19 protein-coding genes and 1 pseudogene are annotated in these 26,924 nt (G+C 51.6%); 5 read left to right on the top strand and 15 right to left on the bottom strand.

Annotation, left to right across the window (positions count from 1 at the left end; translation table 11 throughout):
* Positions 1–68: 68 nt before the first annotated feature.
* The 4 genes and pseudogenes from KXG62_RS05880 to KXG62_RS05865 all read right to left on the bottom strand — a co-directional run bounded on the left by KXG62_RS05880 (position 69) and on the right by KXG62_RS05865 (position 5,151).
* Positions 69–1,289: an aminotransferase class III-fold pyridoxal phosphate-dependent enzyme gene (locus KXG62_RS05880; protein ID WP_218090992.1), complete on the bottom strand. Its 1,221-nt coding sequence runs from the start codon at positions 1,287–1,289 to the stop codon at positions 69–71.
* A 72-nt stretch (positions 1,290–1,361) separates the two neighbouring features.
* Positions 1,362–2,669, bottom strand: a complete 1,308-nt coding sequence (locus KXG62_RS05875; RefSeq protein WP_218090991.1) for an ABC transporter substrate-binding protein — start codon at positions 2,667–2,669, stop codon at positions 1,362–1,364.
* Positions 2,670–3,046: 377 nt separating this feature from the next.
* Positions 3,047–4,081: pseudogene (locus KXG62_RS05870) on the bottom strand (IS630 family transposase).
* 161 nt (positions 4,082–4,242) lie between these two features.
* On the bottom strand, positions 4,243–5,151 hold the full coding sequence (locus KXG62_RS05865) for an aminoglycoside phosphotransferase family protein (RefSeq protein WP_218090990.1): 909 nt from the start codon (positions 5,149–5,151) through the stop codon (positions 4,243–4,245).
* Between the two features lie 1,064 nt (positions 5,152–6,215).
* Between KXG62_RS05865 and KXG62_RS05860 the strand changes: the two genes are divergently transcribed.
* From KXG62_RS05860 to KXG62_RS05840, 5 genes are all read left to right on the top strand, one after another.
* Positions 6,216–7,364 (top strand): ABC transporter substrate-binding protein, encoded by a 1,149-nt coding sequence (locus tag KXG62_RS05860; RefSeq protein WP_246627314.1) that lies wholly within the window; start codon positions 6,216–6,218, stop codon positions 7,362–7,364.
* A gap of 178 nt (positions 7,365–7,542) precedes the next feature.
* On the top strand, positions 7,543–8,769 hold the full coding sequence (locus tag KXG62_RS05855) for a multidrug effflux MFS transporter (protein ID WP_218090988.1): 1,227 nt from the start codon (positions 7,543–7,545) through the stop codon (positions 8,767–8,769).
* A 647-nt stretch (positions 8,770–9,416) separates the two neighbouring features.
* The gene (locus tag KXG62_RS05850; RefSeq protein ID WP_218090987.1) at positions 9,417–9,572 is read left to right on the top strand and encodes a hypothetical protein; all 156 of its coding nucleotides are present in this window, start codon (positions 9,417–9,419) and stop codon (positions 9,570–9,572) included.
* Positions 9,569–11,533 carry an ATP-dependent DNA helicase gene (locus tag KXG62_RS05845; protein WP_218091038.1) on the top strand — a complete coding sequence of 655 codons (1,965 nt, stop codon included), beginning with the start codon at positions 9,569–9,571 and terminating at the stop codon, positions 11,531–11,533. Before KXG62_RS05850 ends, KXG62_RS05845 begins: the two co-directional genes overlap by 4 nt.
* Positions 11,534–11,762: 229 nt before the next feature.
* The gene (locus KXG62_RS05840) at positions 11,763–12,584 is read left to right on the top strand and encodes a sugar phosphate isomerase/epimerase family protein (RefSeq protein WP_218090986.1); all 822 of its coding nucleotides are present in this window, start codon (positions 11,763–11,765) and stop codon (positions 12,582–12,584) included.
* 113 nt (positions 12,585–12,697) lie between these two features.
* Here KXG62_RS05840 and KXG62_RS05835 read toward each other — a convergent pair whose 3' ends face one another.
* From KXG62_RS05835 to KXG62_RS05785, 11 genes are all read right to left on the bottom strand, one after another.
* Entirely contained in the window at positions 12,698–13,804 is a 1,107-nt protein-coding gene (locus tag KXG62_RS05835) for a metallophosphoesterase family protein (protein ID WP_218090985.1), read from the bottom strand.
* A 148-nt stretch (positions 13,805–13,952) separates the two neighbouring features.
* Positions 13,953–15,260, bottom strand: coding sequence for an MFS transporter (locus tag KXG62_RS05830; protein WP_218090984.1), 1,308 nt, complete (start codon positions 15,258–15,260; stop codon positions 13,953–13,955).
* A gap of 96 nt (positions 15,261–15,356) precedes the next feature.
* On the bottom strand, positions 15,357–16,745 hold the full coding sequence (locus KXG62_RS05825) for an aminotransferase-like domain-containing protein (RefSeq protein ID WP_218090983.1): 1,389 nt from the start codon (positions 16,743–16,745) through the stop codon (positions 15,357–15,359).
* A gap of 295 nt (positions 16,746–17,040) precedes the next feature.
* Positions 17,041–18,039, bottom strand: a complete 999-nt coding sequence (locus KXG62_RS05820; RefSeq protein WP_218090982.1) for a glycoside hydrolase family 130 protein — start codon at positions 18,037–18,039, stop codon at positions 17,041–17,043.
* Between the two features lie 25 nt (positions 18,040–18,064).
* Entirely contained in the window at positions 18,065–18,688 is a 624-nt protein-coding gene (locus KXG62_RS05815) for an SGNH/GDSL hydrolase family protein (RefSeq protein ID WP_218090981.1), read from the bottom strand.
* The gene (locus tag KXG62_RS05810) at positions 18,685–20,043 is read right to left on the bottom strand and encodes an FAD-dependent oxidoreductase (protein WP_218090980.1); all 1,359 of its coding nucleotides are present in this window, start codon (positions 20,041–20,043) and stop codon (positions 18,685–18,687) included. Before KXG62_RS05810 ends, KXG62_RS05815 begins: the two co-directional genes overlap by 4 nt.
* Before the next feature lie 29 nt (positions 20,044–20,072).
* The gene (locus tag KXG62_RS05805; protein WP_246627313.1) at positions 20,073–20,906 is read right to left on the bottom strand and encodes a carbohydrate ABC transporter permease; all 834 of its coding nucleotides are present in this window, start codon (positions 20,904–20,906) and stop codon (positions 20,073–20,075) included.
* A gap of 66 nt (positions 20,907–20,972) precedes the next feature.
* The gene (locus tag KXG62_RS05800) at positions 20,973–21,869 is read right to left on the bottom strand and encodes a carbohydrate ABC transporter permease (protein WP_218090979.1); all 897 of its coding nucleotides are present in this window, start codon (positions 21,867–21,869) and stop codon (positions 20,973–20,975) included.
* A gap of 72 nt (positions 21,870–21,941) precedes the next feature.
* Complete coding sequence (locus KXG62_RS05795) at positions 21,942–23,330, bottom strand: ABC transporter substrate-binding protein (protein ID WP_218090978.1); 1,389 nt, start codon at positions 23,328–23,330, stop codon at positions 21,942–21,944.
* Positions 23,331–23,435: 105 nt separating this feature from the next.
* Positions 23,436–25,064: a response regulator transcription factor gene (locus tag KXG62_RS05790; protein WP_218090977.1), complete on the bottom strand. Its 1,629-nt coding sequence runs from the start codon at positions 25,062–25,064 to the stop codon at positions 23,436–23,438.
* Positions 25,061–26,821 carry a sensor histidine kinase gene (locus KXG62_RS05785; RefSeq protein WP_218090976.1) on the bottom strand — a complete coding sequence of 587 codons (1,761 nt, stop codon included), beginning with the start codon at positions 26,819–26,821 and terminating at the stop codon, positions 25,061–25,063. Before KXG62_RS05785 ends, KXG62_RS05790 begins: the two co-directional genes overlap by 4 nt.
* Positions 26,822–26,924 lie beyond the last annotated feature (103 nt).

The raw sequence follows: 26,924 nt of genomic DNA, 5'->3' as shown, positions 1-26,924 counted from the left end.
ATTCTCCCTGCTTTCCAATTGATTTCCGAACGTGCGCTAAGTCGCGTCTCCGCTCATGTTCAGCCCCGTCACGCCATGTCGCCACAGGCCCGCTCCAATCGGAGCAGCGCCTCCGCAATATCTTCATCCTGATGACTGAAGCTGACGTATGAAACGTTATACAGAGACACGCCGTGCTTGAAAGCCGACCGGAAAAACCGGCTTTTGACCCGGCTATCCGCCCCCGGCTTGACGGTAAACGCCGGGCACGGCCACAATCCTTTCACTTCAAGCGGGATGCCGCAACGGTCGAATAACGTGTTCAAGCCGCTCCACATGCGCTCGCCCTGTCTCCACAAATGGCCTACGACATCCCGTTCCCGATACACGGCCATCGTCGCCTTGGCAGCAGCCAAAGACAGCGTTTCGCCGCCGAACGTGCTGGAGATGACCGTTCCTCCCCTGCCGCAAGCAGCCATCGTTTCACGACTGCCGACATACGCCGATAAAGGCATGCCGTTGGCGATCCCTTTGCTGAATACCGCCAAATCCGGCGTCACGCCGAAATATTGCTGGACCCCGCCGATCGCGATGCGGAAGCCGGTAACGATTTCGTCGTACACCAGCAGCGCTCCATACTTTCGCGTTAATTCGCGTACCGCGGGATAAAATGTTGTGCCGCATTCCATCCGTTCGTAGTCGGCGGCGACGACGACCGCTGCGATTTGTTCGCCGCACGCTTCAAACAGCCGCTCCAGCGCGTGCAAATCGTTCCAGCCGGCGGTATGATGCAGGGCGCTCAGTGCGGCCGGGACCCCCAGGACGGCCTTCGGCGCTTGCTGTCCAGGAAGCAGCGGGCCTCCTCCCCCAAGCGCGTTCAGCCATCCGTTATAGCCGATCTGCACGATTCGATCGCGTCCGGTGCTGGCACGGGCAATTCGGATCGCCGCGGCCATCGCTTCTCCCCCCGTCTTCAGGAAACGCGCCTGCTCAGCGGAAGGGATCAGCTCGCATAGTGTTTCCGCCACCTCGCACTCTAACGGATGAGGGTGCCCGAAGACGATACCGCTGGAGAGCTGGCTTCGGATCGCTTCGTCCACTTCCGGGAATTGATAGCCAAGCGTTACCGGACCGAGCCCGTTACGGAAGTCGATATACTCCTTTCCCTCCGCATCCCATACCCGGCAGCCCTTTCCCCTCACCATAACGGCCGGTTCCTCCGGCATCCATGCAGCCGCCTTCGAACACGTGCTCGATCCCCACGGAATCGTCCGCTCCAGACGTTCGCGCCATTGTTCTGAAATCGTCATCCAATGATCCCTCCCGTATGCTTACAGCTGCGGAATATCCGCGACCTGCTTCGATTCCACCGTCTGAGCCGCTTATTTTACTTTCTCCTTTTCGACTTCCGCCTTCAACTGCTCGTCAAGCTTGCGCAGCGCCGTGTTGGCATCCGCCTTGTTTTGCGCAAAATCCAGGAACGCTTGAAAAAGAAGCGCCTGCTGCTTGGAACCGGGAACATCCGGCAGGTTTGCTTTTCTTTTCGGCGTGTACGGAATCGGATCGTAGTAGCTGATCGCCCTCATGTTCTTCGTGCTGTAGAGCGGATGCCCTTTGCCTAATGCATCTTTGATCTCCTTGTTCACTACGGTGGCGGGAATGCCTTTCTTGGAATCTTCCATCTGGATTTCGTCCGTCAGCATCGCCGTAATGACTTCAAAAGCTTCGTCCTTATGCTTGCTCGTTTTGGCGATCGACCAATAGGCCGGCCCGCGCTGCGCCGTCAGCTTCGGAGCGCCTTCCATCGTAGGATGCGAAACGATATCCCAATCGATTTCCTGCGGAATGATCAAATACACACTGTGAAGATTGACCTGCATCGCCACGTTCCCTTTGGCGAACGCGTTCGTTTCGTTCGCGGTCGTGCTTTCGATCGGATTGTTCGGAATATCGTAAAACCGCTTGTAATTTGAAAATATCGCCTTCCACCGGTCCGGATTCGCAAGCTGATCGGTCAGCGGGTCGAGAATCGGCTGCGAGAACAAATTGTCCCGCAAAATGCTGTTAGACGCCGCTGAAAATCCGCGGTAGATGTTATTCCCGTCCGCTCTCGACATTTTCTTCGCAAGCTCGTAGATTTCATCGAAGCTCATGCCGTCCTTCGGATAAGGAACGCCGAAACGGTTAAACAGATCTTTGTTGTAATAAAGCACATGCGGGAAATACGGAGGAACGGGCAGACCGTATAATGCCCCGGTACGTCCCGCATCGACGATTTCATCGATAAATACTTTATTGAAGCGGTTCAAATCATATTGATGCTTTTTGACGTACGGGTTCAAATCCTCTGCAAGATCCAGATCGATGTAATTATTTCTCAAATTCGGAACGTCGGTCCGAATGATGTCCGGAATCGTTCCCGCCGTCACCAAATCGGCGATCTCTTGACCTTTGCCGTTCGTCTTGTATTCGAAAGTGATATGGGGGAACTTCTTCTGCAGCGCCCCCCGGAACCGGTCGTCAAATTCCTCCGCTTTTACGCCCGCCGCGTAAATCGTCATCGTAAACGGCTCTTTCGGCTTTTCCGCTGCCGTTTCTCCAGGCGTGTTCCCATCCCCTTTGTCCGTGCTGCATCCTTGCAGTACGGAAATTGCCATGCACGTCCCGATCAACCAAACTTTTCTGTTCATCCTGACTACCTCCCAAATTCGTATCGCAGAACCAAGGGACGCCCCGTATTCATAAGCCTGGGACGTACGTGAGTGCAGTGATAAGCAAGTAAGCTGTGTGATCCGCAACAGCCTGAAGGGCAGACGGCTGCAGCGAATATTCGCAGGTTTTTGGGTATGCTCGTTTGTACTGGACAGAAGGATCGTTAGTTGTATCGGAATCGAAGTGGATCGGACAAACAGCTCAGACGGAAAAAAAGTGAAGGAAATTGTATTGACACTCTATAATAACTTGTATGTATCCTGTATTTAATTATAGTATAAAACCATCGTACTGTGACATATCTTTAAATTGTCTTTATTTACATGAAGGTAAAGTATATAAACCGCAATTAATATCATAACCTGACCAGCAATCGGTCAATCGTTTCCATGGGGTTCTGGTTGATTCGCTTCATGAATTTGCCCACGTGAAGCTTAATCTTATAGAACTTTTCAAAAAAGACGTTATTGACCACATCGGCTTTGAGCCACAGCCATAGTCCTTCAACCGGATTCAGGTTTGGGCTATACGGCGGCAGAAAGACCAAGTGCAGACGCGGGTGTTCTTTCAAAAAGGGCTGTAACCCGGTCGCATGATGAATACGGCTGTTGTCCAGCACCATGGCGATCTTTCCATCTGAATAAGCTGACAGCAGATCTTACAGGAAGCGAATGAAGGCCGCTACATCGGCTTTTTCTTCTTCCCGGTGATGAACCTGACCCGTTTCGTAATTCATCGCGCCGAACAACTTGGCTCCTTCATGCTTGCCGTACGTTGGCACTTTACGCTGCTTTCCACGCGGAAACCAGTTGTACTGCAGCGCTTGATAAGAACGAATCATGGATTCGTCCTCAAACAGCAGATGATCGATCGCTTCGGCTTCCACCTGCTTCTTGAGCTGTGCAAAGGTATGCTTGCGAAAGAATGCCTGCGCCTGCTCGTCGGCTTTGGCAAGCGTATAGGTCGCTTTGGTGAAGCTGAAGTTCATTCTTTTGAGCATCGCGCTTATGCCGCGCACACTCATTGTGATGCCAAACTCCCGCTTAATCCACTCCGCCACTAGCGGCAGCGTCCAGGTATAGCGCGCTTCAAAGCCCACATCGGCTGGCTGCTGTTGCTCCAGCATAGCGGCCAATTGATGGCGTTGCTCTTCCGTGAGCTTTGGTGGTTGTCCAGGCGAGGCTCCTCTTTCCAGGCCGGCGAGGCCCTGCTCTTGATAGCTCTGCCAATAGATACTAATGGTTTGACGAAACCGACCGAGCAAATCGCCGATTTCCGTAAATGAGTGTCCTTCCAGACGCAGGCGGACGGCTAGAATCCTTTCATACAGGCGTTTATCTGTTGTATCTTTCATCGCTGCATTCAATCGCTTGATTTCATTGTTCTTCATTTTTATCGCCACCTCGGCTTCGTTGTTACATTTCATTACCCGATTTGGCGATTGATGGAGCATTGTTGGTTTATTAATCGCGTTCTATATAGATAAAAACGCGAAATGATGCCCATTAGGCGGGGCGGTCGGGGTTCAAGCGCAAAGATGGGGCTTCGACTTTATGAGCAAGACTCAATAAAGTCGAGATATATTTGGCAATCGTTCAGTGTCTTTAAGATATCACGTGGATCTTCCTTATTCTCGTACATACAGCAAAGAATCAACACCTGATCAATGAATCCGCCATACGCAATTATTCGCGGACTTTCGTTAAATGCTTTACTGAACATTTTGACCATGGTTGCAAGAGATCGTGCCTTTTCATGTTCTGCGGCCCGTCCTACTTCGTTAACGATGAATCGAGCGCTCTCCAGAAAAGGTGCACCCATTACACCTTTTGGATCAATTGCCTTCCAATGGCCGCGGTTGTCTTGAAGTATATTTTCATGATGTAAATCGCCGTGCAGTAGCTTGGGAAGCCGTCTAAGTACCTGTATTTCTTGTAAGAACTTTTTAGCGAACTCCATATATAGAAGCATTCCCTCATCCAAAGTTCTTCCCCGACGCACGCGAATAAAATGATCATTGACCATTTGGCCGTATGTAGGAAACTCATCTCCAGCCTTTGGAAATACACTCAAATGTAGCATAAGGTTAGCGGCTATGCTAATTCGTTCCTCTTCAGAAGAAATCGTTGATAGATCATTTCCTGGTATAACACGCTCTAAAAGTAGTGTACATAGAGACTCTTCCATGGCATAACAATGACAAATAGCGGGCTCTTTAAATCGAGATATAGCTTTGAACTCAGAGGTGGGACCCATACTAATTTTTAATACAACATCCCCAAAGGACTTGCTGGTTCCGAACAGTACTGCGTTGGAGAAATTGTCTAACAACACCAGGTCGCGGAGACCCCACTTCTCGATACACTGATCGATAATGTCTGGCAACCGTGCAAGCCATTTTTCACCGACTTCGCCATATATCTGTTTGACCTTGATGTAGAAGTCATTTGATAAGTTCATTGTGCCGCCCCCATCTGTAATATAATGGAATTATTACCCGTAATGAAGCCGCTAGTTTTTATTTTCAGCAGCCTTAACCCAAGTGCTCCCGGTGGCTTGTGTTGACCATCTGGTTTTTAGTTGATTGTTGTATAATCGGTATACGTCATCTTTCATTTACTTAATTTCCTATAATAATCTTTTAATAGACCGTGATTCCATACTTGTGCTTCGACATAAGGAATAGCACCTCCAGGAAATTTAGTCTTCTCCACTTCAGCCAAAAAATCCTTATTAAAAATAGTCTTAGCTTCTGTAAGTGTAAAAAGGTGCTGTATCTTTTCTGTAATAATGAGTCAAATAATCATACATTTAGTTTCCTCCAGTTTTAGTTTTATCCGTGTCCTTTGTCACGATAACCACCTTAATGAATTACATAAATGGGTATACAAGTCAATGATTATTTACAGCAAGCTTCTGTGCCGAAGTACGTCGATTAGTGTTTCACTCTGCGTGTTCTTGTTTTACGTGTACAGGCCATTCATTCATGTTCGGGTAAACAAACCAATTGCAGAGAAGACTTTATTTACAGAATGAAGGTTAAGATGGTATAGTTATTTTATGGTAAGCAAATGATCGAATATGGACAAATGATCATGTCAGCGATTACATTTTGCATGCCTGCAGCCAGGGACAGGAGATTGCGGCGGATAAGGGCAAATACGGAGCGGAGGTGAACACGGTGCCTAAGAAGCCTGTCACGATCAGCAAAAACAATCTGGCTGCACCAGTCAAGGCATAGGGAAACATTTCCGATCCGGCGATGGACTCGGGGGGAGCAACGTCATTCGAATATTTAAACAAACATTTATCCGAAAGGAAGATTTCAAGTGAACCCATCTTTGAAAGCGTTTACCGCATTATTACTTACTGCTTCCTTAGCTTTATCGGGGTGCAGTTCAACCAAAAGCCCAAGTTCCGCTGCGCCTGACGATTCCGGAAAAAAAGAAGCAGCTCCTGCTTTCACGGTGCCGACGGATCCCGTCACCCTGAAATTATTAGTTCACGGGGTCAGTTTGTCTGATGTGGATTTTCAGACGTTTTACGTAGAACCGTTAAAGAAAAAATACCCTCACATTACCCTTGAATTACAGACAAAAACCAATGGTACAGCCGCAGCATTGGAGAAGCTGATTGCTGCCAACGATTTGCCGGACATCATTCTGCTCGACAACGACTGGTATATGCCGCTCAAGCAGTTGGGGATACCCGAGGATTTAACGGATCTGATCAAGAAGTTCCAGATTGATCTGACCAAGCTGGATCCGCAGACCGTACAAACCGTCCGAGGGTTGGAGCCGGGGAAATTTCCGTTGATGCCGTACTATCAAAGTGCGGGCGCGATGTTCTACAACAAGGATTTGTTCAACAAGTTTGGTGTGCCGTACCCGAAGGATGACATGCAGTGGCCTGCCGTTATGGAACTCGCCCGCAAAATGACCCGGATGCAAGATGGTGTGCAATATATCGGCGTCGACCTCCGGCTGCCGGATCATCTGGTAAGCCCCTACTCGCAGCCGTTCGTCGATCCGAAGACGAACAAAGCGCTGGTCGATATCCCGCTTTATAAAAGGGTATTGGAACTATTCGATCAAATGTACAATATGCCCGGATTCGTATCAGGGAAAACATATGCGTACGCGCCTGACGGCTTTATAAAAGACAAGATGGTTGCGATGGTTCCGGATTGGTACAGTAAAACTTTAAGCGACCTGGTACAGGCTCAGGCGAATGGTATGGCGCCCGATTGGGACTTGGTGACAAATCCGACGTTCGACGACAGCGCGGGTAAAGGACGACATGCGATTGCCGGAGGGCTGGCCATCTCCAAAACAAGCAAACACAAGGATCAGGCGATGCTGGTGCTTCAGATGATGGCTTCCCGCGAGGAGCAAGTCCTGTTGAGCAGCAATGCCAAAGTGACGATCATGAACGATGACGGGGTTAAGAAGGCGTTCGGCACGGCCATTCCAGCCTTAAAGGACAAAAACACAGCCGCCATATTCAAATATCCGGCTTCTGCGACCCCCCCGGCCAATATCGCCGACAAAGAAGTACAGGCCATTATCCGGGCTATGCGCAAGGATATTGCCATCGACAAGAAGGATATTAATACCGTGCTTCGGGAAGCACAGGAAAAGGCCGATAAGAAGATTGCGGAATTGATGCAATAGAAGTAAGGATGAGATAGCCACCCGCCCTACGGGTGGCTTGATTTTTGTGCACCCGCATGAGCGATCACCTCCAACGTGATTTAACTGTTGTCAAAATGAGTACAGTTGTGATATGGTGTAACAAATATAGAGAAAAGAGTTCCGGATATGGAATGAAGAAATAGGAGAAACTTATACGATGACTCACAAGAACAAACAGACTACTGTTAGACTAGCTTTGCTGCTTGGTTTATTTTCGACACTTGGGCCTTTTACCATCGATATGTATTTGCCCGCTTTTCCTCAAATTGTTGAGCGTTTCGGTACGACCGCTTCCCTCGTCCAGCTCAGCCTGACCACCTGTTTATTGGGACTTGGCGTCGGCCAGCTGGTCATGGGTTCGCTCAGCGACGTCTATGGCAGGCGCAAGCCGCTGCTCATCTCTATGGCAATCTATGTTGTGGCAGCTGTAGCTTGTGCGATCTCACCGAATATTTGGCTGCTGATCCTGTCGCGGCTTGTGCAAGGGTTTGTTGCGTCGGCGGGTATCGTCATCTCCCGTGCCATTGCTCGCGATATGTTTAGTGGGCACGAGCTCACCAAATTTTTCTCGCTTCTCTTGCTTGTCGGAAATTTGGGACCGCTGGTGGCACCGGTAACCGGAAGCGGTGTTCTAGCGCTTACAAGCTGGGTCGGCGTATTTATCGCTTTGGCACTGCTGGGAATGTACCTCCTCGCCATGACCAAATGGAGTCTCCAAGAGACGCTGCCTGTCGAGCGGCGCAGTCCCAGCAATTTTACTCAACAACTGCGAAACTATGGATCGCTTTTGCGTGATCGCTCATTTACGGGCTATATGCTCGCACAGGGAATCATGATCGCGGGGGTATTCGCGTACGTTTCCGGAACTCCTTTTATTTATCAAAATATTTACGGAGTTTCCCCTACGGTATTCGCTCTGTTGTTCGGATCCAATGGCATCTCTCTGATTATCGGCTCGCAATTGGTCGGTCGAATGGCTCACCGTGTGTCGGAGCAGACCTTCCTGCTATTCGGTCTATGGCTTGCCGGTGCGGCCAGCATCGCCGTTTTATTGGTTGCGATGTTCCACGGGCCGCTGTATGCGCTCGTGATTCCGCTCGTTTTCTTCGTAGCGGCCATCGGCATTACATCCACGGCAGCTTTTCCTCTTGCGATGGAGAGCCAGGGCCACATGGCTGGCAGTGCGGCAGCACTGATGGGCGTTATCCCCTTTTTGCTTGGGGCTGTCGTTTCTCCGCTTGTCGGCATTGCGGGGGAAAGCACGGCTGTTCCGCTCGGTGTCATTATTTTGACAACAAGCGCAGCCGCGATGCTGTCCTACTTCCTTTTAGTGAAAAGAAGTTCAATTAAAAATGCAGGAAGCTTTGAGGTAAGGAAGCAGTAGGCATCATTCTGAAACAAGATAAATGAAACGAAACGACCAAACACAGAATCTCGATGTTTGGCCGTTTTTTCATGTGATTCATGGTATAACTCAAAGAGGAGCTGTCCTTGTGACAGTTCCTCTCGATCGCATCAACGCTATTGTGACTTGTATCAAGGAAATGTTTGTGTCAAACTCAATATATTATTCCAAATGAGGGATAGCTCACCCTTACTTTCCCAAGGCTTCTGACGGCCGCTAACATGCATATAACTCACGTAGTCCCCTGAAATATATGCACTGTTTTTCAATGCACGAACCAATGCCTTTGAGGTTGTTGACTTTCCAGCCCCTGCTGGTCCCGACAATATGTAAACGGTTTGCATTCCGGTCCAATCTCCTCGCACCATTCTTTTATTTCTTACTGGGACAATTTTACCATACATTTATAGGCAAAAACGAAAAAGCCGCAACATATGCGACCTCTAAACCGGGCCCCCCACAAAAAAACGCTTAATAAGAGGACCCCATTTTTTGTGTTGTTTTCGTATCCTGTTATCGTTATTATACCATATTCTGGGTGTAAAAAACAGTCTGGTTCTCTGCCGGCTTCTCCTGTAGATTAGGAGGGTATAAATCAAGGGCATCCCATCTAAAGGAGAGGTTTTATGGTCCAACATTCGGAAGTAGGTCCAGCAAGCGGCTCCTTGTTCATCAACGGTGGTTCTGACAAGATGATTTTCAAGAAATTCGTTGAACTGGTCGGTGATCCCAATGCGTCCGTTATTATTTGGAGCGAAAAGGCCGAGGAGGTATTCGAATAAAACAGTATCCCTTCCCTTTTACCCCCTCCCAACCGTTCCTTTCGCAGCTGCGGGACTGGGTTGCGGATGTATTCTACGACATTTTGCCGGAGGCTGGATTTGAAATCCGCGATGAGCAGATCTTCATGGCGTTTCAGCTGGAACGGGCCTTTTCTGAGAAAAAGACGATATTCGCTGAAGCCGGAGTCGGCACGGGAAAGACACTCGTGTACCTGCTCTATGCGATTAACTATGCCTACTATACGAAGAAACCGGCTGTCATCTCCTGCGCCGACGAATCGTTGATCGAGCAGCTTGTGAAGCAGGACGGCGATATCGCCAAACTCTCCTCACACCTCGGCCTGTCGATCGATGCCAGGCTTGCGAAGTCGCCGGAACAATACTTGTGCTTGAATAAATTGCACGACGCCCGGTATTCCGATGCCGAGGCGGACGTCTTCGAATCCATCTACCGCGGGCTTCCTCCGTTCGTACGGACACGTGACTCGCTGCAGCACTTTCATGCGTATGGTGATCGCAAAGATTATTCCGAACTGAACGACGCCCAGTGGAAGAAGATCAATTGGGACATCTTCCAGGACTGCACCATCTGCGATAAAAGACACCGCTGCGGCTTGACACTGTCTCGCATGAATTACCGGCATGCAAGCGATCTGATCGTGTGCTCCCACGACTACTATACAGAGCATCTGTGGACCGCTGACAGCCGCAAACGAGCAGGCCAGCTGCCCTACCTCCCGGATCACAGTGCGATCGTATTCGACGAAGGACATCTACTTGAATTTGCAGCACAAAAGGCACTCACGTATCAGCTGAAGATTAGCCTGTTCGAAGAGATCATCACGAGGGTACTGCAAAGCGGCGTCCGGGAAGCGCTCGCACGGAAGGTCGAACAAACCCTAGAGCAGTGCCAAGCGATGTTCGGGGCGCTCCAGTGTCATGTACAGCCGGTTCCCGGCTCCGACCGGATGACGGTGATGCTGAGCGAGCCGCTGCTGGGGGAGGTCCACAAGTTCCGGTATGAACTGTCACAGCTGGAAGAGCAGCTGGCTGTGGAAGCCGGATTATACTCATTGAGCGAGTACCACCTTCGGCTCGTGGATGAGCATCTGGAGATGCTGCAGAGCGCAATGCGCCATTTTCAGCACACGCCTTCGTTGATCACATGGGCAACCGTGAGCGGCGGCGAGCTCATTCTGTGGATTATGCCACGAGAGGTGAAAGATGTGCTTCAGGAGACCGTGTTCGGTCGGCATCTCCCCATCGTCTTCTCCTCTGCCACTTTATCGGTTGACGGATCTTTCCGCTACATGACGGAAAGTCTCGGGATCGTAAAACCTTTATCTTTTTCCGTTCCGTCGCCGTATGATTACGAACAACAAATGATGGTGTTCGCCCCGAAGCTTCCACTCCATTCGCTTGAAGGGCGAGAAAAGGATAAAATGGATGCTGCCTTTACGTTCCTGAAGCGGACGCAGGGCCGTGCCATGCTGCTATTCCCCTCGAGGGAGGAACTGCAGCAATTCAAGCAGCATGCCCTATGCTATCCCGATTACGGGCTTTATGCCTTCCTGTTCGAAGGCGACAAGGAGATCAGCCATCTCATCGCCTCCTTCCAGCGGGAGCAAGCAGGCGTGCTGTGCGCAGTCAGCCTATGGGAAGGACTTGACATTCCCGGGCCGGCACTGTCGAATGTAACGATCTGGTCCCTGCCCTTCCCGCCCCACGATCCCGTGTTCAACGCTAAACGTAAGGATGCCGTACAACCTTACGAGGAGGTGGATCTGCCGTATATGCTGCTTCGACTTCGCCAAGGTATGGGCCGCTTGATACGCACGAGCAGCGACAAGGGCATCGTCGTCCTCCTGGACGAACGAGTGCATGAGGATCCGCTCCTGAGGGAGCAAATCCAGAAAGTTCTGCCCGATCACGTCTCGCTGCATCTCAACGGCCCCTGTTGATTAGACTTCGATAGCCTGATCGATGCGCTTCAGCCTAGTTGTATTGGGCTATCGTCGTATCCTCCCAATACTTCGCGGTTTTTCGGTCTTCTTTCTCTATTGCCAAGGAATCTGGAAATCGTTGCCGAATATATATACAGGAAACGACAAAATCACCTAGTGAACCGGTACCTATGCTTCAACTCTACACCAAACGAACCTGTTCAGAAATTGAAAGGAGAATTCATCGATGTCATCCTATAAGCTTTGCATTAATACGGGGTTGGGCTTTGATCTTCCTATGGCAGAAAGACTTGCGCTGGTCAAAAAGGCCGGATTTGACGGCTTCTTTTCCGAATGGAGACCCGGAGCTCCGGTGGCCGAGTGGGCCGCGCGGGCCAAGGAACTTGGCTTAATCTACCAATCTATCCATGCGCCCTTCAACAACGTTGACAAGATATGGGAAGAGGGCCCGGACGGTGAAGCCTTTCTGAAAGTACTGATGGATTGCGTGCAGGACTGCGCGGATCATCAGGTGCCGCTTGCCATCGTCCATGCGATCATCGGTTTTGACAAGCATACACCTTCTGACCTGGGCATTGAGCGCTTTGAACGGTTGTGCCGTTTCGCCGATGATCGGAATGTGTACCTGGGTTTTGAAAATACCGAAGGCGAGGAATATCTGGCAAAGATTATGACGGAGCTGAAAGGACATCCTTCTACCCGCTTCTGCTGGGATACCGGTCACGAAATGTGCTATAACCGCTCCAAGGATATGATGGCCCTATACGGCGATCAACTGATCGGCACCCACTTTAATGACAACCTGGGCATTACCGGCAGCGAAATCACCTGGCATGACGATTCCCATCTGCTGCCCTTTGATGGCGTGGCCAACTGGCAGGGCATAATGGATCGTCTGCGCCGCCATCAATTCAAAGGCCCCCTGACCTTTGAGCTGACCCGTACCAACAAGCCCGGCCGCAATACCCACGATCCGTATGCTGCCTGGGATTATGGCACCTTTGTTAACCAGGCCTATGATCGTGCTGTGCGTGTAGCAGCGCTGTAAGGTTATGAAATAATCAGGAATGGGATCAAGTTCTGCGTCTAATGGTTTGTGACGCGAACTTGATCCCCTAAAATACAAAAGCCGCGATGTACGCGGCAATGAAGAAATAAATATCAGTGTTCGAATTGAATCTCTTCCAGAATATTCTTCTTATCGTCCACAAACTGTACCGATATTTGGCTCTCATCCAACGTAATTGCCGCACCGATAAAGCCTGCCTTCCCGTCTTCCCCCTTCGGAAGAGGCTTTGCCCCCACTACGACGGGACATGGTTGACCCAGATGATCCTCGGGACATCCCGGCATCCAGACCGCGGTTCTATGCAGATGACCGCTCATCATAAGATCCGGCTTAATTTCACTCTTCAGGATATCGCACCACTCTTTATAAATATCTTGCTCGATATCAAAGGGAGGCTTCTGCACATAAGTGAATGGCTTGTGTACAACGACAATTTTATATAGGTATTGATTGTATTCCTGTGCCTGTGCCACCTTTTTCAAAAATTGGGTTTGCCGCTTTCTGAATGCATGACAACAGATGGTATTGCCGTATTCTGCATGGGAATCATCCTTGTCCTCACCGCAGTCGAGCACCAGCCCCCAAAGCTTTCCTACATGGAAAGTAAAATAGGAATTTCCGTGCTGTGTAGGGGTATATTCGGCAATGTGTTCAGCGTAGATTCCACGGGTGTCGTGGTTGCCTCTGGAAAAAACACAAGGAATGCGGCCCTGTGTAATTTCAGCACAGATGAGGTAAATGGCGTCAAAGTTTTCAAGCTTTCCACTGTGATCCGGGATATCTCCGTTCAGCACGAGTAAATCGATTTCCCCCTCCTTGGTCTGTGCGGCCAGAATAGGAGACTCTACACGATTGTGTGCATCGGCAATATGAAAAATACGGATCCTGTCCCCCTCAACAGGACGGAAAGAAAACCGATGACGAACAACCTCCTCCGTTATCGGGTGATAGGGCTTGCGTTCGATCATTTTCCGGTAGCAGACGGTATACTCTCTAGCATCGTTCAGCGCCTCACACGGCACACTGATGCGGTGCAGTGTCGTATGAGAACGAAGAATACCGTTAGAATCGTCATAATAGCGTTCTTCTTTTATTTCAACCCACATCAGGCACTCTGCAGAAACAGGTACCATAATCTGGTACTCATCCCCTACGGCAAATACGGTCGGGGCCATACTTAAAAGTTCTGGTAAATTCATGTTATACACTCCCGTCAGTAACTTTACAACATGGTATGAGCTCCAATCCGATCCCTCTCCGTTTCGATTGGACTTGAGCACATTATTTCATAAAATTGGAAAGCTGACAATAAAAAATGACGGACGGGAACCTCTTTTATTCATGCGATCATCCCTTCCTCCGGAACCACAAGACAATCGGTATAAGCAGCAGGGACAGAAATCCCCCAGACAAGGACAGTATCGAATAGCTGGACTGAGCCACAACCATGCCGGACAATGCACCTCCGGATGCCCCGGACAAAGCAATCAGAACGTCCACAGTTCCTTGCGTCTTCGCGCGTATTTGTGGAGGCGTGGCATCCACTATCGCTGCTGTTCCGCTAATTAAACCAAAATTCCATCCCAATCCAAGAAGCGCAAGCGCAAGAACAAGAAGGACCATAGACTCGCCGGGTGCGAATGCAGCGAGTAAGCCTGCCAAGAGCAAGGTAACTCCAGAAGCATAAGACATCGGCAATCGTCCATACTTATCGACGAGTACGCCCGTGAGCAGCGAAGGCAAATACATTGCTGCAACATGGATACCGATTACGACACCCACCTCACCCAGTCCATGTCCGTGATGCTTCATGTGAACCGGTGTCATGGTCATAATGGCAATCATCACAATTTGGGTTAATACCATCACTGACGCACCAACAATGATCCCACGTTTGTTAACACTCGCTTCCAGCGTATCCCGTTGCTGCTCTTTTTTCTGACGATCGTTAATATGCTCCACTTCTGCAATGGCTTTGGCTACGATTAAAGGATCAGGCCTCAGGAAAATGAGCAGTACCAGTCCTGCTAAAATATAGGCGGCAGCGGCCAGCATGAATGGTCCGGACAACGCAGGAGCGCCCATAGAAGCGGCCAGCCGACCCGTAATCGTTACCAGATTCGGTCCTGCAACCGCGCCAAATGTCGTGAAGACCATAGCAATACTGATGGCTTTGGCCCGCTTAGTCGGAAGCGCCAGATCCGTACCGGCGTATCTTGCCTGCAAGTTGGTAGCCGTACCTGCTCCATAAACCAGCAGCGAAACACAGAGCAGCGCAATATTATGAAAGACGGATGCCAGGACGACGCCCACAGCACCAAGGCCGCCTGCTAAAAAACCTGCAGCTAGCCCCGTACGACGCCCCAAGCGTTGGGACAGGCGACCAACGATGAGCGCCGCGGCAGCTGAACCTAACGTAAACAATGCGGTCGGAAGCCCTGTATAGCTGTCTTTTCCGAGCATATCCTGTGCAAGCAGCGCCCCAACCGTGATCCCTGCGGCCAATCCCGCACCGCCAAACATTTGAGAAGCGATCACGATGATCATCGTTCTTTTGTACAACTGACGCTGCTTCTCCGGGGAATCCGCATAGTCCCTCCATGATTCCCTGCTGATATGCGTTTTCTCTTTTGCTGATGCTGTTTGGATCGACATATTTCCATCCCCCCTATACGTACCAAGCTTGAATATGTCCCATCATAACACGCACAACAAAAACCATACAATATTATAATTGTATGGCAAACAATATTATGTAAGCTCGTCTAGCAGATGTCTAAGGATCGCTAAGCCTTCTTCTAACTCTTCAACTGTTGCTGGCGCACAGACGGCAATCCGTACCGCACGCTCCGGAGAACGATTTCCAACTACGAATCGGTCTGCCGCATACACTTGTACTCCATGCTGCGCGGCTAACCTTTCGAACTCCGCACCTGTAATCTTGTTTGGCAGCAGCAGCCAACGGAATATACTTGTTTCAAGCCCTAAACACATGTAGTCTGCCAAATATCGGTTAACGATTTGATTTCTGCGGACAGCCTGTTCGCGATGGCCCTCAATTAGAACTTCGAATTGGCCAGATACGATAGTACGCGCTGCCAATTCGGCAAATAACGGCGAAACGAAAACATTCAAATTATATAGTGCCTTTGAAATTGCCTCTTTGAATTGACTCGGCACGGCTACATAAGCTAACCGTAACCCCGGTGCGATGGACTTGGACAAACTCGCAATGTAGACGGCCTGTTCCGGTGCAAATGATGCGACTGCTGGAGGCGGTTGTTCGATGAGAAGACGATACGAAGCATCTTCAATAATGAACTGATGATACTTTTTGGCAATGGCCGCAATCCTTTGTCGATTCTCAACAGACATGATGCCGGCTGTGGGATTATGATAATCCGGAATTAAGTAAATGCCTTTAATATTGTCGTTTTTACACGCATATTCCAAGGCAGTCGGACTCATTTCGTAGTTTTCTGATTTTATGGGTACGATTTGCACACTGAGCATCGCCGCAACCGTTTTTAAGCCAGGGTACGTATGAGGGTCGGCACAAATGCGATCTCCGGGCTTACATAGACTCGCAAGCGTGGCAGCAATAGCGTTTTGACCGCCATTAGCAAATAAAATTCGATCGGCTGTTGTGACAAGCCCGCCTCTTCGAATGAACGTAGCAGCTGCGTCCTTTTGCCAAAGGCTTTCGCCTGCTCGACCGTAACCAAACCATTTTTCATAATCCGGCTCTTGCAGCATACTTTTCAGTTGCAGCAGCAGTGGCTCGTATGAATCATTATCTGGTAGCGTTGCTCCCATTTCAATTAAATGCTTCGGCTTCGTATCTTCAAGTAAATAAGCATTGGATAAAGCATCATACGATACAAATGTCCCGCTGCCGACCGCTGCACTTAATAAGCCCTTAAGCTCACACATTTTGAACGCTTTTGAAATCGTGCTCAAATTTAAGTCCAAAAAATCGGCCAGTTCCCGCTGTGAGGGGAGTCTTGTTCCAGGTAATAAAACGCCGTTTTTAATATCCTGTTGCAATTGTAATGCGAGTGCTTTATAAATCGGCTTTTCGGTTTTATCGATCGAAGGCTTCCAGCTCATTGGGTAGTTTTCGTAAGAATTAATCGGCATGATCTGCATCCTCTTCATAGGGCTCATTTATAATAAAGCTGCATGCTTTATTATAACCTTCAGCCCCTTTATTGCACTAACCTGAATAGAGCTGAGGTCAGCCAGCCGACTGCTTCCTGCCAGATTGCGATCGGCGTCTTCCTATTACATCAAAAGAAGTCCGGCAAATCGACCGGACTTCCTTTGATATGCATATGGGTAAACCATTGCGTTGCTTTACTGCTTGCTATATTCATCATTCCTGGACCCAGATATCATCGCATGTTTCATAGTCAACAATCGTATAAAAAGACGTCTATTCCAAACATAGGCGAAGCAGATCATCCACGTGCGCTGTCGCCAAGCATTCATAGGCGTCGGCCGCGCCGTAATATATTTTCACCTCGCCGCTCTCTTCCAAGATCATTCCCCCTGGAAAAATGACGTGATTGCGGAAGCCGCCATCCTTCTCGTAATCGGCATCCGGCACCATCAGCGGTTCCTTGTACATCCCGATGATTTTGCCCGGATCGTTCAGATCCAGGAGCATCACGCCTGTGGTGTACCGTTTCTTCCACGTATCTTCCCAGCCGTTTTTGCCGCGCGACGGATCGATATCGACCGCATGGAACAGCGTCAGCCAACCCTTCGGGGTTTTAATCGGCGGAGCGCCCGGACCTAATTTATCGTTCGCGTACTTTACCTGCTCTACTGCAAGCAGCAGGCGGGAATTCCCCCAGTACCGAAGATCGGGCGAATCGGAGATCCAGATATCGAACCGGTCTTTGCCTCCTCTGCTGTACACAGGGAAAGGCCGTTCCAGACGGACGTATTTGTCGCCGACTTTCTCGGGAAACAAGACCATGTTGCGGTTGTCCGGCGTCGTCATGCTGAGCACTTCGAAATGCTCGAAATCATCCGTTACCGCGATGCCTCCGAGTGTCCCGTGCTTCGTGTCGACGGCAAAGCACAAATAGCAGCGTCCGTCGATCACTGTCAGACGGGGATCATACGTACGGATGACCTCGTCATTAGGAATGCCGAAGACAGGCTTCGGGCGCACGTCCCAATGAATGCCGTCCTTGCTGAAGGCAATCCCCATGTTGGTCGTGTTGTGCGGCAGAAGCGTCTGTTTCTCGGGATCGCCGTAATCATTGCGGAAGATCATCACATACTGGCCTTGAAATTTGGTGACGCCGGCGTTGAACACGAGTGCCGGATTATAGGGTACATCGTGCCGGGTTAAGATGGGATTACCCGGGTAACGGATAATCGTCGGACTGGACTTCAGCGCTCCGATGTGTGGGAGAGTCATAAACAATTCCTCCTTGAAATATGGATCACATGCTTCTCAAAAAAGTAGCCGCCAGATCAGCGATTCGCCGATGACCGGCTTCGTTCGGATGAAGCCGGTCGGATGTGAAGACATCCAGCGTCAGCTTGGAGAAGCCGCTTGTCGCGTACAGGTCAAGCACCGGGAGCGCGTACACTTTACCGACGGCAACGACCGCATCGGCATAATCCGCGAGAAGGCGCCCCTCCTCGTTGGCATGATACATGTCATAGCCGTCCTTGTCCCGCTGCAGCGGCGTCCAAAGATTGAGCCTGCTGGCCGGATGCAGCGTCAACAGATGCTCGATCAAGGTTTGGTACGCCCCGTAAAACGTGAACACATCAAACGGCCCGCCTACCGGTTTCAGCTGTCCAAGCGGCTTGTTCAGTCGGTAATCGTTGGTTCCCGCAAATATCGTCACACAGTCGAAACATTCCGTGATCGCTGTACCGACGCGTACGGTCGAACCTGCATCACGGTCGCCTCCCGCAGTCATCGAGCAGCCTCCCCGGCCTTCATTGCGGATGCTCGCGAAGCCGAGCGCCTCCTTCAACAAAGGCTGGAACCCGTTAGCCGCCGTAATGCTGTCCCCGAGCGTGCACCAGCTTCGTCCTCTCCATCTGTCCGTCATCGGACCGCCTCTCTTTCGCCGAGCCATGCGCCCTGCTCGAGCAGCGCGCGCTGCAGCTCTTCGATCCCCACGCCGCGCGAGCCGAGCAAGCCGCCGCGCAGCGCGAGCGCAGCCGCTGTACCCGCAGCCTGGCCCATCGCGAAGCAGTTCGGCATGACCCGCAGAGAGCCCTGTACCGCTCGGTCGGACGATGCGGCCCGCCCGGCTACCCACAGGTTATCGATGCCAACCGGCAGCAGGCAGCGGTAAGGAACGCCATGCGACTGTCCGGGCGGCAGGTGGGTAAATTTCATCGCGCTTTTGCTGTTCGCCAAATGAATATCGATATAGTAGGCGTTACGGGCGATATCGTCAGGGAAACTTGCCGCCGCCATGAAATCGTCCGCGGTCAGAACATAATCGCCCTGGATCCGCCGCGTCTCGCGTATACCGATCTGCTCGCCGGTAGCCGCAAGATGCGCACGCTCGAAACCGGGCACGCGGCTCTTGAAGAACGCCAGCTGCACCTCGACCAGCTTGCGGCCTTCGATGGCGCCGCGCGTCAAGTCTTCCGCCTTCGTGCCGTCGATGCCGAACACATGGCCGAAATTCACGCCCACAAGACTATTCTCGATCCAGGCCAGACCCGAGATCGATTTGCGCCCTTCCGGCAGCACGCCATCGTGAATCGCCTGCTCGACCGCCTTGTGCAGCTGACCGGTATCGCCGGTTTCCGCAACAAATTGCTCGAAGCGAGCGCGGTCCACATTCGCCAGCACGTAGCACATCGTGCCCGGCTGCAGCTCACCCTCGTCGCCGCCCTTTTGAAACGGCACGCCCGCCAGCGCCGCGACATCCGCATCGCCTGTAGCATCGATGACATAGCGGCTGCGTATGATCGAGCGGCCGCTCTTGTTGACGATGCCGACGCCTTCAATGCGCTTGCCTTCGGCATCCAGCAGCACCTGCGGCGCAAACGTGTGGTACAGCAGCTTCACGCCGTGCTCCAGCACCGCATCGTCGTATACCCGCTTCAGCACCTCCGCGTCGATCGGTACCCAGTCGAGCTGCTCCTCGTAGCGGTTGAAGTAATCGGGACTGCATGCCCGCTTCATGCGATCCATCAGCTCCAGCCCAATGCCGCGAACGACGGCCTTTTCTTTGTCGCTGAACGGACAAAAGGCGGGAACGAGAGCCAGCGTCCCCATGCCTCCGAGAAAGCCGCGCTGCTCGAGCAGCATCGTGCGGGCTCCGTTTTTCGCGGCGGCAATGGCCGACGCGATGCCGGCCGAACCGCCTCCAACCACAAGCACGTCCACGTCATTAGACACCGGCACGTCCTCCGCCGGAAGCCGCATATAACTTAGTTGTGTCATTTTTGAACACCGATCCTCTCTTCTTGAAATTATCCCTTAACCGATCCTGCCGTCACCTGCATGAACGTACGGTTTGCCAGCACGTAGATGATCAGGATCGGCACGATGGACAGGCAGGCGCCGGCCATCATCAGGTTCGTCTGCATGGCCGCCGAGGAGCCGTAGCGCAAATTCGCTAGTCCCACGGTCAGCGTCTGAAGCTTCGGATTGGTCATCGTAAATACGAGCGGAAGAATATATTCATTCCACGCATGCCGAAACGCGAACAGCCCTGCTACCCCAAGTCCCGGTGTGAGCAGCGGTAAAATGATACGGAAAAATGTCTTCATGAAATTGGAGCCGTCAATCATCGCCGCTTCATCGAGATCCTTGGGGATCGATTTGAAAAAGCCCATCAGCAAGAAGAAGGTGCTGGCATGCGCGCTGACCAGAATCAGAATAACCCCCCATAGGGACGTGTTCAAGTTCAACTTTACCATCAAATCAAACTGCGGCCGCAGGACAACCGCCCCGACCGAGATAAACATGGTGGACGCCTGCAGCGTGACGAACAGCCGCTTCCCGGGAAAGTCGCGGCGGTCTACGACATAAGCCGCCATGGCTGCAACGAGCAGTGTGCCGATCGTCGAGACAATGCTGACAAATAGGCTGTTCCACGCATACTGCGCAAATTTCACCTGCTTCCAGGCATCCGCATAGTTGGAAAACTTCCAAACCTGGGGCAGCACGCTGTCGCCGGTCATGATTTCCACCGTCGTCTTGACGGAGCCAAGCATCGCCATCAAGACGGGGAAAATGCTCAAAGCGGCTACCGCCAGCAGGAATACCCACAGAAGCAGCCTGCCGAGCGCCTTGCCCGGCATTTGAATGAGCGGCCTCGCTGGGGAGGCTTTCGCTATCGTTTTCATGGTGTTCATCGCTCCCTCCCCCTAATACACCTTATTCATCCGTTTGGACAAATAAAAATACAAACCTGTAATCAGTCCGACAATGACTGCCGTTGCAAACCCGACCGCACTGCCGTATCCAAACTGCTGGACCGCCGGCGTCGATGACGAAACCGGAAACAGCAGCTTGTAGAGGTACAGGTACATGACCTCCGTTTTGCCGACAGGCCCGCCCTCCGTCATCACCATGATGCTTTCATAGCCTTTGAGCGATGCGATGATCGCCAGCATAATGATCATCTGCATCACGGGTCCGAGCATAGGAATCGTGATGTACCACAGCTTCTGGCGGCTGTTCGCGCCGTCAATCGCGGCGCTCTCGTATACGTCGCTCGGGATGCTCTGCAGACCGGCCAGAAACAGCAGCATATAATTGCCGAATGCCCCCCAGGCTGCCACCAAGATGACCGTCAGCATCGCATATTGCGGTCCAAGCCAGTCCATCGGCTGGTCAATCAGATGCAGCTGGAGCAGAATGCGGTTCACCATACCGTTATACGAATTGAAAATAATATAAAATACGATTGCAATTACCGAGGTACTAACCACCGTCGGCATAAAATAAACGGCGCGGAGCCATTGTCTTCCGCGCAGCTTGCCATTCAGCACCACAGCGAGAAGCAGCGACAAAGGCAGCGTAATCAGCAGCTTGCCGCCCATAAAAATAAACGTGTTCGTGACTGCTTCCCAAAACTGCGCATCACCCAGCAGGCGCTGAAAATTATAAAGTCCCGTAAACTTCGGTACGCCGTAGCCCGGATAGTCGTAAAACATATACCTGAGCACCCAAAGGATCGGGTAAATCCCCAGCACGAGCGTCAGCACCAAGCTCGGGAAAAGAAACAGTCCGTTTTCGCCAAAACGTTTCCACTTGTTCATATATGCAGACCCTCCTTTCACAAAAGAGGGAGCCTTCCGCAGACTCCCGTCTCTCATCTATACAGCTGTCCGTTACTTGCCTTGCAGCTTGAGCGGGTCAAAGCTCGGATCCGGCTTCACTTTGACGCTCCCGGCCTGAACCGCTTTATCCAGCGCCGCATTGTAGCGGGTATTCAGATCGGACACCACCTTGCTCAAATCGCCGCCCGTCATCATATACTTCATGAACGCATCCCCGTAGTTCGCGCCTTCCGGCGTCACGGTCGGCGAAACCGGCCAGAGCGAATCGTACTTCGTCACGAGGAAGCCGTCCATTCCCGGCATGTCCGGTTTTTTCGCTTTTGCGGCAATGCTCGGCACAACGGCAATACCGAAGCCTTTTTCATGATAGGTCGTCAGCACGTTGTCAGCATACATGAATTGCAGGAACTTCCAAGCCGCGTCCTTGTTCTGCGAATTGTTGCTGATGCCGAGCCATGTACCCGCCGAGACGATCTCGGAGGTGCCGTTCACTTTGCCGTCGATCGTCGGCGGCAGCGCCCCCGCCCAGTTGACCTTCGTCGGGAACTGATCCTTATACACGCCCGGTTCGGTAGCGAACGACAAGTACATGCCGATTTTACCAGCCGCAAACTGTGCGCGAAGCGGGTCGATATCGAGTGTCTCTACACCCGGAAGCATGCTTTTGTCATCATACATTTGCTTGAAGGCCTGGATCACTTGGCTGGTCGGTCCGAAATCGAACTTGCCGGTTTTGATATCAAACCCAAGCCCCTGATAACCGCTTAACGATAAAATCTCGCGAACGGAGCGCTGCATGGCGCCGAGAGGACTTTTGAAGTTGAGCGCAAAGCCGTAAGCGCCTTCCGCTTTGCCGGCCGCGGTAATTTTCTTCGCCGCGTCGACCATTTCCTGCAGCGTAGCCGGCGGATTCTGAATGCCCGCTTTGGCGAATAAATCCTTATTGTAAACCAAGCGAAGCGTTTGCCCCGTATTCGGCAGCGAATAGATTTTGCCGTCAATCTGGTTGGCGCCTTCAATCAGCGTACCGGCGAACTTTTGCTTCATCGCGCTGTCGGCGTTCAAATAATCCCCGATCGGAGCCAGGTACCCTTTCTTCTGGAAGTCCAGGAAGTTGCCGCTCTTCACGCGAAGAATGTCCGGCGCTTGATTGCCCGCAAAGGCGATGTCGATGCTCTGGTTATAGTTATCGGAAAGCACGTTCAGCTTCACTTCGATGCCGCCGTTCGTTTGATTGAACTGATCCACAAGCGTTTGAATGTACTGCTGGTCGTGGCGGTCATCCGTCCAATAATTCAACGTAATCTTTTTGCCCGAGCCGCTTCCCCCTGCCGGGTTGGGATTTGAAGCGCCGTTATCCGCTCCGCCGTTCGCCCCGCAGGCCGACAGACTGGCGACGACAGCTAAGCCGGTCACCATTGCAGTCATCTTCTTCCACATGATCATTTCCCCTTTTTATCGATAGTTGTTATTCTTGCTGACCTCAGTATAAGCCTAAGCCCATAAAAAAGGAGTGGGGTAAACCCACTCATAAGGGAGGATATTTTATTGCTTCTCTGGCCCGTCTTCTCCAAAATATTGTGCCCGGAAAGCCGTAGGGGTCATACCGGTTACTTTTTTGAACACATCGCTAAAATACCTGCGCTCCTCGTATCCGACCGAAGCGGCAACATCCTGCACGGGCATCCCGTCGATCAGCATCGCCTTGGCGCGCTTGATCCGCTCCTGCGTCAAATATTGAACGAACGTTTGCCCCGTCACCTTTTTGAACAAAATCGTGTAATAGCTGACGCTTAAATGAACCTGTGCGGCGCAATCGGCCAAAGTCACCTCTTCATGAAGACGTTCATTCATATAATCAAGCGACCGGTAGATCATGCTGGCCGTTTCGGATATGGCAGTGCCGTGAATCATTGCAGCTCCGCCTGTGAACAGCCGCTCCAAATGACCTTGCAGCTCGGCGAATGCCAGCTTGCTTTTTTCGCGCGCTTCCTTATACTCGTTCGCCAGACCGGAGCACTCTGCCGGAGACAGCTTCTCGTACATCGTTCGAACGGCCATCGCGGCCAGCTCGTCATATAAATTCAACAAATAATCCGGATCGGGCCTTGGCGTCAGCTGTTCAACCTGCTCGGCCAGCGACCTCAGCAGCTGCTGAACCTTGGAGCTGTTCCCCGAGCGCAGCGCCAGCATCAGCTCCTCCTTCAAGTCGCCGGCTAGTTGCAGCGGCACTTCTCGATTGAGCGTATCCTGATAGCTCATAACGGCATTGCCTTCCGTATAAAGGTGGTGAGCGATCGCAGTTTGCGCCTGCCTGTACGAACGCGGCAGTTCATCTATGCTTTCGGCTATATCCCCTACCCCTATGGAAATGGTAAAACGGGTATATGCGGCGATATGACGGCAGCAAGCTTCGGCCACCTTCACCGAATCGGCTGTTGAAGCGCTGTTGATCACCGCTGCAAAGCGGCTCTCCGCTTCGCGAAAGACAATGCCCGTGGTGAACAGGCCGAGCGTCTCCTCCACGATATTTTGCAGCGAAAAGCGGATCAGCTCAAGCTCATGAAGCGAGTGCGCAGCGCTTTTCTCCTGAAAATGGTCAATCTCCATCAGTAAAATGGCGCACTGTCTAATATTGAGCGGGATTTGCAGGAAATCCCAGCGCGCCTGGGCAGCAGCTTCGCTCGTTTGGTGCCGGGTCAGCATCATGAAGTATTCCTGCCGCAGAGCCGGCATGCTTTCCCGCAGCCGGTGCTCCATCTCGATGACGCGGCTTTTCTGCTGCCGCTCCGTCTTGACTTGCTCGGCTGCCTTGCATACAGCGCGAATGATCTCCTCTTCGGAGAACGGCTTCGTAATAAAGTCAAACGCCCCCAACTGCACCGCCTGCTTCCCGTACTCAAACTCGGCGAATCCCGTCATCAGTAAAATTTTGCAAGGATAATCCAGCCCGAGAATTCGACGCACCATCTCCAGCCCGTCCATCTTCGGCATGCGAATATCGGTCAGAATGACATCCGGACGACATTCGCCGACCTGCTCGAGCCCGTCTTTCCCGTTGGTCGCCGTTCCGGCCAGCTGGATTCCATGTGCCTCCCATTCAATGCTCGCGACACCGTCCACCACGCTCTTGATATCGTCGATGACGAATAACGTTACAGGTTTGTCCATCATTGCGCGTTCCTCTCCTCGATCGGCAGCCTCAGTTCAATCCGGGTACCTTTATTGACTTCGCTGTCCACGCGAACCTCCGACGCGTCCCCGTAAATCAGCTGGAGCCGGCTCGCTATATTATGCAGCGCATAGCCGGATTTGGCGCCGTCCCCCGGCGCTTCAAGCTGCCGGTCACCTGCTTCCATGCCGCAGCCGTTATCCGATACCGTGATGACAAGATCCGTCCCTTCCGCGGCAGCGTGGATGACGATTTTCCCGCCGCTCTCCCAATCGGCAAAGCCATGCAGGATGCTATTCTCGACCAGCGGCTGCAATATCAATCGGGGTACACGGCAGGAAAGCCACTGCTCATCGAATTGAATCTCGTAGTCAAACAAATTTTCGTAGCAATACGACTGCAGATCCAAATACTGCTTGACATGCTCGATTTCTTTCTCGAGCGTCGTCATTTCATTCCCCTTGTTCAGTCCCAGCTGGAACATGCGCGACAAAGACATAATCATATTTTGGGAACTGGCGACTTCGCCGACCTGAAGCTTCCAGTAGATCGTGTTTAACGTATTGTACAGAAAATGCGGGTCCATCTGTGCGGATAAAGATTTGATTTCCGCCGCTCGTTTGCTGCTTTCCGCCTGCTTCACTTCACTTATCAGCATAACGATTTCCTCCAGCATATAATTCAGCGACATCCCGACCTGGGCGAACTCGTCCCGATTGCGGCTGGCATAACGCGCCGTGAAGTCGTTATGCGCGACCTGTTTCATAACGGCCTGCAGCTTGCGGAGCGGATGCAGCAAATATCGAGCCAGCGTATTGGACAACAGCCATGTGAGCAGAAAGCAGCTTACCGCGAAAATGACAACCATCCATTGCAGAAACACCAGATCTTCCAACACGTGATCCTTAGACTGGACGCTGGCTACAAACCAGGAGGGATGAATATGCAGCGGAGAAATATTGACCAGGTACGTCTTATGACGATACACGTATTCTTCATTCCGCACCTCGGTTGCCGCCCCTTGTCCGGCGAAGCTTTCACTCACCACTTGCTCGCCGATGCTCCCGCTTCGGTCAAGCACCGAGTCTCCACTTCGGTCTACTACCAAATAGGCTTGTCCATTATCGGCTTCGTTCTCGATAATTCGCTTTAATCCGTCTTCCCGGATGTTGACGACCATGTACACATTGCTAACCGTCGGATCGACCACGGGGTCCCCTTGGACGGGAAACACGAGCGACAACACCCGGTTTTTGCTCTCAAAAAAAGGATCGGAGTGCCCCTCTACCCAGATGGCATGCTTTTCCCTCTGGATGCGCGCATACATATCACTTTGGTAGAAAGGAGCGTCTTGGGCACGCTTCAAAACCAACGGGTGAAACTCCCCGATGGGCGAGGCGATTAATATCGAATCGATCAGCGGTTCGATTACCCTCGCTTGGGAATATAAGGTATCCATATAGCTCATATGATTGAAATACCGGCTTTTATCCTGCGCCGCAATATCTTTGAGCAGGTTGTGGAATTGCTGTGAAATCATAAATGTCATCATAATGATCGTCAGCTTGTTCAGCTTCTCGTCCAGCACCTTGGCCGACTTGGACACGGAATTTTCCGTCAGCTTCAGTGCGTTGTTCTGTATGATGTTCGCCGCGATATAATATGAGAACACGCCTGTCACCAGTATGCAAAGCAAGTTCAAAGTCACGAAGGAAATCTTCATTTTACTGCTAAACAGCAGCTTGCGTGCGATGCGCATCGTCCTGTCTCCATTCCCAGACCCGCCGCTAAACACGATCCGCGCCGTAATGTCTTCTTTGCATCATCCGTTGCGCGTATAGCAGGGTTTCATGGTTATCATC

Origin of the sequence: Paenibacillus solanacearum (assembly GCF_910593845.1) — a bacterium.
GTDB lineage: Bacteria > Bacillota > Bacilli > Paenibacillales > NBRC-103111 > Paenibacillus_G > Paenibacillus_G solanacearum.
Note: the sequence above shows the minus strand (reverse complement) of the source record. Positions and strands in the feature narration are given on the sequence as shown.

Bases quoted from the DNA above. Each gene is read 5' to 3' on its own strand.
- KXG62_RS05865 (WP_218090990.1), bottom strand. From the start codon at position 5,151: ATGAACTTATCAAATGACTTCTACATCAAGGTCAAACAGATATATGGC.
- KXG62_RS05790 (WP_218090977.1), bottom strand. From the start codon at position 25,064: ATGATGGACAAACCTGTAACGTTATTCGTCATCGACGATATCAAGAGC.
- KXG62_RS05825 (WP_218090983.1), bottom strand. From the start codon at position 16,745: ATGCCGATTAATTCTTACGAAAACTACCCAATGAGCTGGAAGCCTTCG.
- KXG62_RS05810 (WP_218090980.1), bottom strand. From the start codon at position 20,043: ATGACACAACTAAGTTATATGCGGCTTCCGGCGGAGGACGTGCCGGTG.
- KXG62_RS05830 (WP_218090984.1), bottom strand. From the start codon at position 15,260: ATGTCGATCCAAACAGCATCAGCAAAAGAGAAAACGCATATCAGCAGG.
- KXG62_RS05880 (WP_218090992.1), bottom strand. From the start codon at position 1,289: ATGACGATTTCAGAACAATGGCGCGAACGTCTGGAGCGGACGATTCCG.
- KXG62_RS05815 (WP_218090981.1), bottom strand. From the start codon at position 18,688: ATGACGGACAGATGGAGAGGACGAAGCTGGTGCACGCTCGGGGACAGC.
- KXG62_RS05805 (WP_246627313.1), bottom strand. From the start codon at position 20,906: ATGCCGGGCAAGGCGCTCGGCAGGCTGCTTCTGTGGGTATTCCTGCTG.
- KXG62_RS05795 (WP_218090978.1), bottom strand. From the start codon at position 23,330: ATGTGGAAGAAGATGACTGCAATGGTGACCGGCTTAGCTGTCGTCGCC.
- KXG62_RS05835 (WP_218090985.1), bottom strand. From the start codon at position 13,804: ATGAATTTACCAGAACTTTTAAGTATGGCCCCGACCGTATTTGCCGTA.
- KXG62_RS05800 (WP_218090979.1), bottom strand. From the start codon at position 21,869: ATGAACAAGTGGAAACGTTTTGGCGAAAACGGACTGTTTCTTTTCCCG.
- KXG62_RS05875 (WP_218090991.1), bottom strand. From the start codon at position 2,669: ATGAACAGAAAAGTTTGGTTGATCGGGACGTGCATGGCAATTTCCGTA.
- KXG62_RS05840 (WP_218090986.1), top strand. From the start codon at position 11,763: ATGTCATCCTATAAGCTTTGCATTAATACGGGGTTGGGCTTTGATCTT.
- KXG62_RS05855 (WP_218090988.1), top strand. From the start codon at position 7,543: ATGACTCACAAGAACAAACAGACTACTGTTAGACTAGCTTTGCTGCTT.
- KXG62_RS05850 (WP_218090987.1), top strand. From the start codon at position 9,417: ATGGTCCAACATTCGGAAGTAGGTCCAGCAAGCGGCTCCTTGTTCATC.
- KXG62_RS05820 (WP_218090982.1), bottom strand. From the start codon at position 18,039: ATGACTCTCCCACACATCGGAGCGCTGAAGTCCAGTCCGACGATTATC.
- KXG62_RS05785 (WP_218090976.1), bottom strand. From the start codon at position 26,821: ATGCGCATCGCACGCAAGCTGCTGTTTAGCAGTAAAATGAAGATTTCC.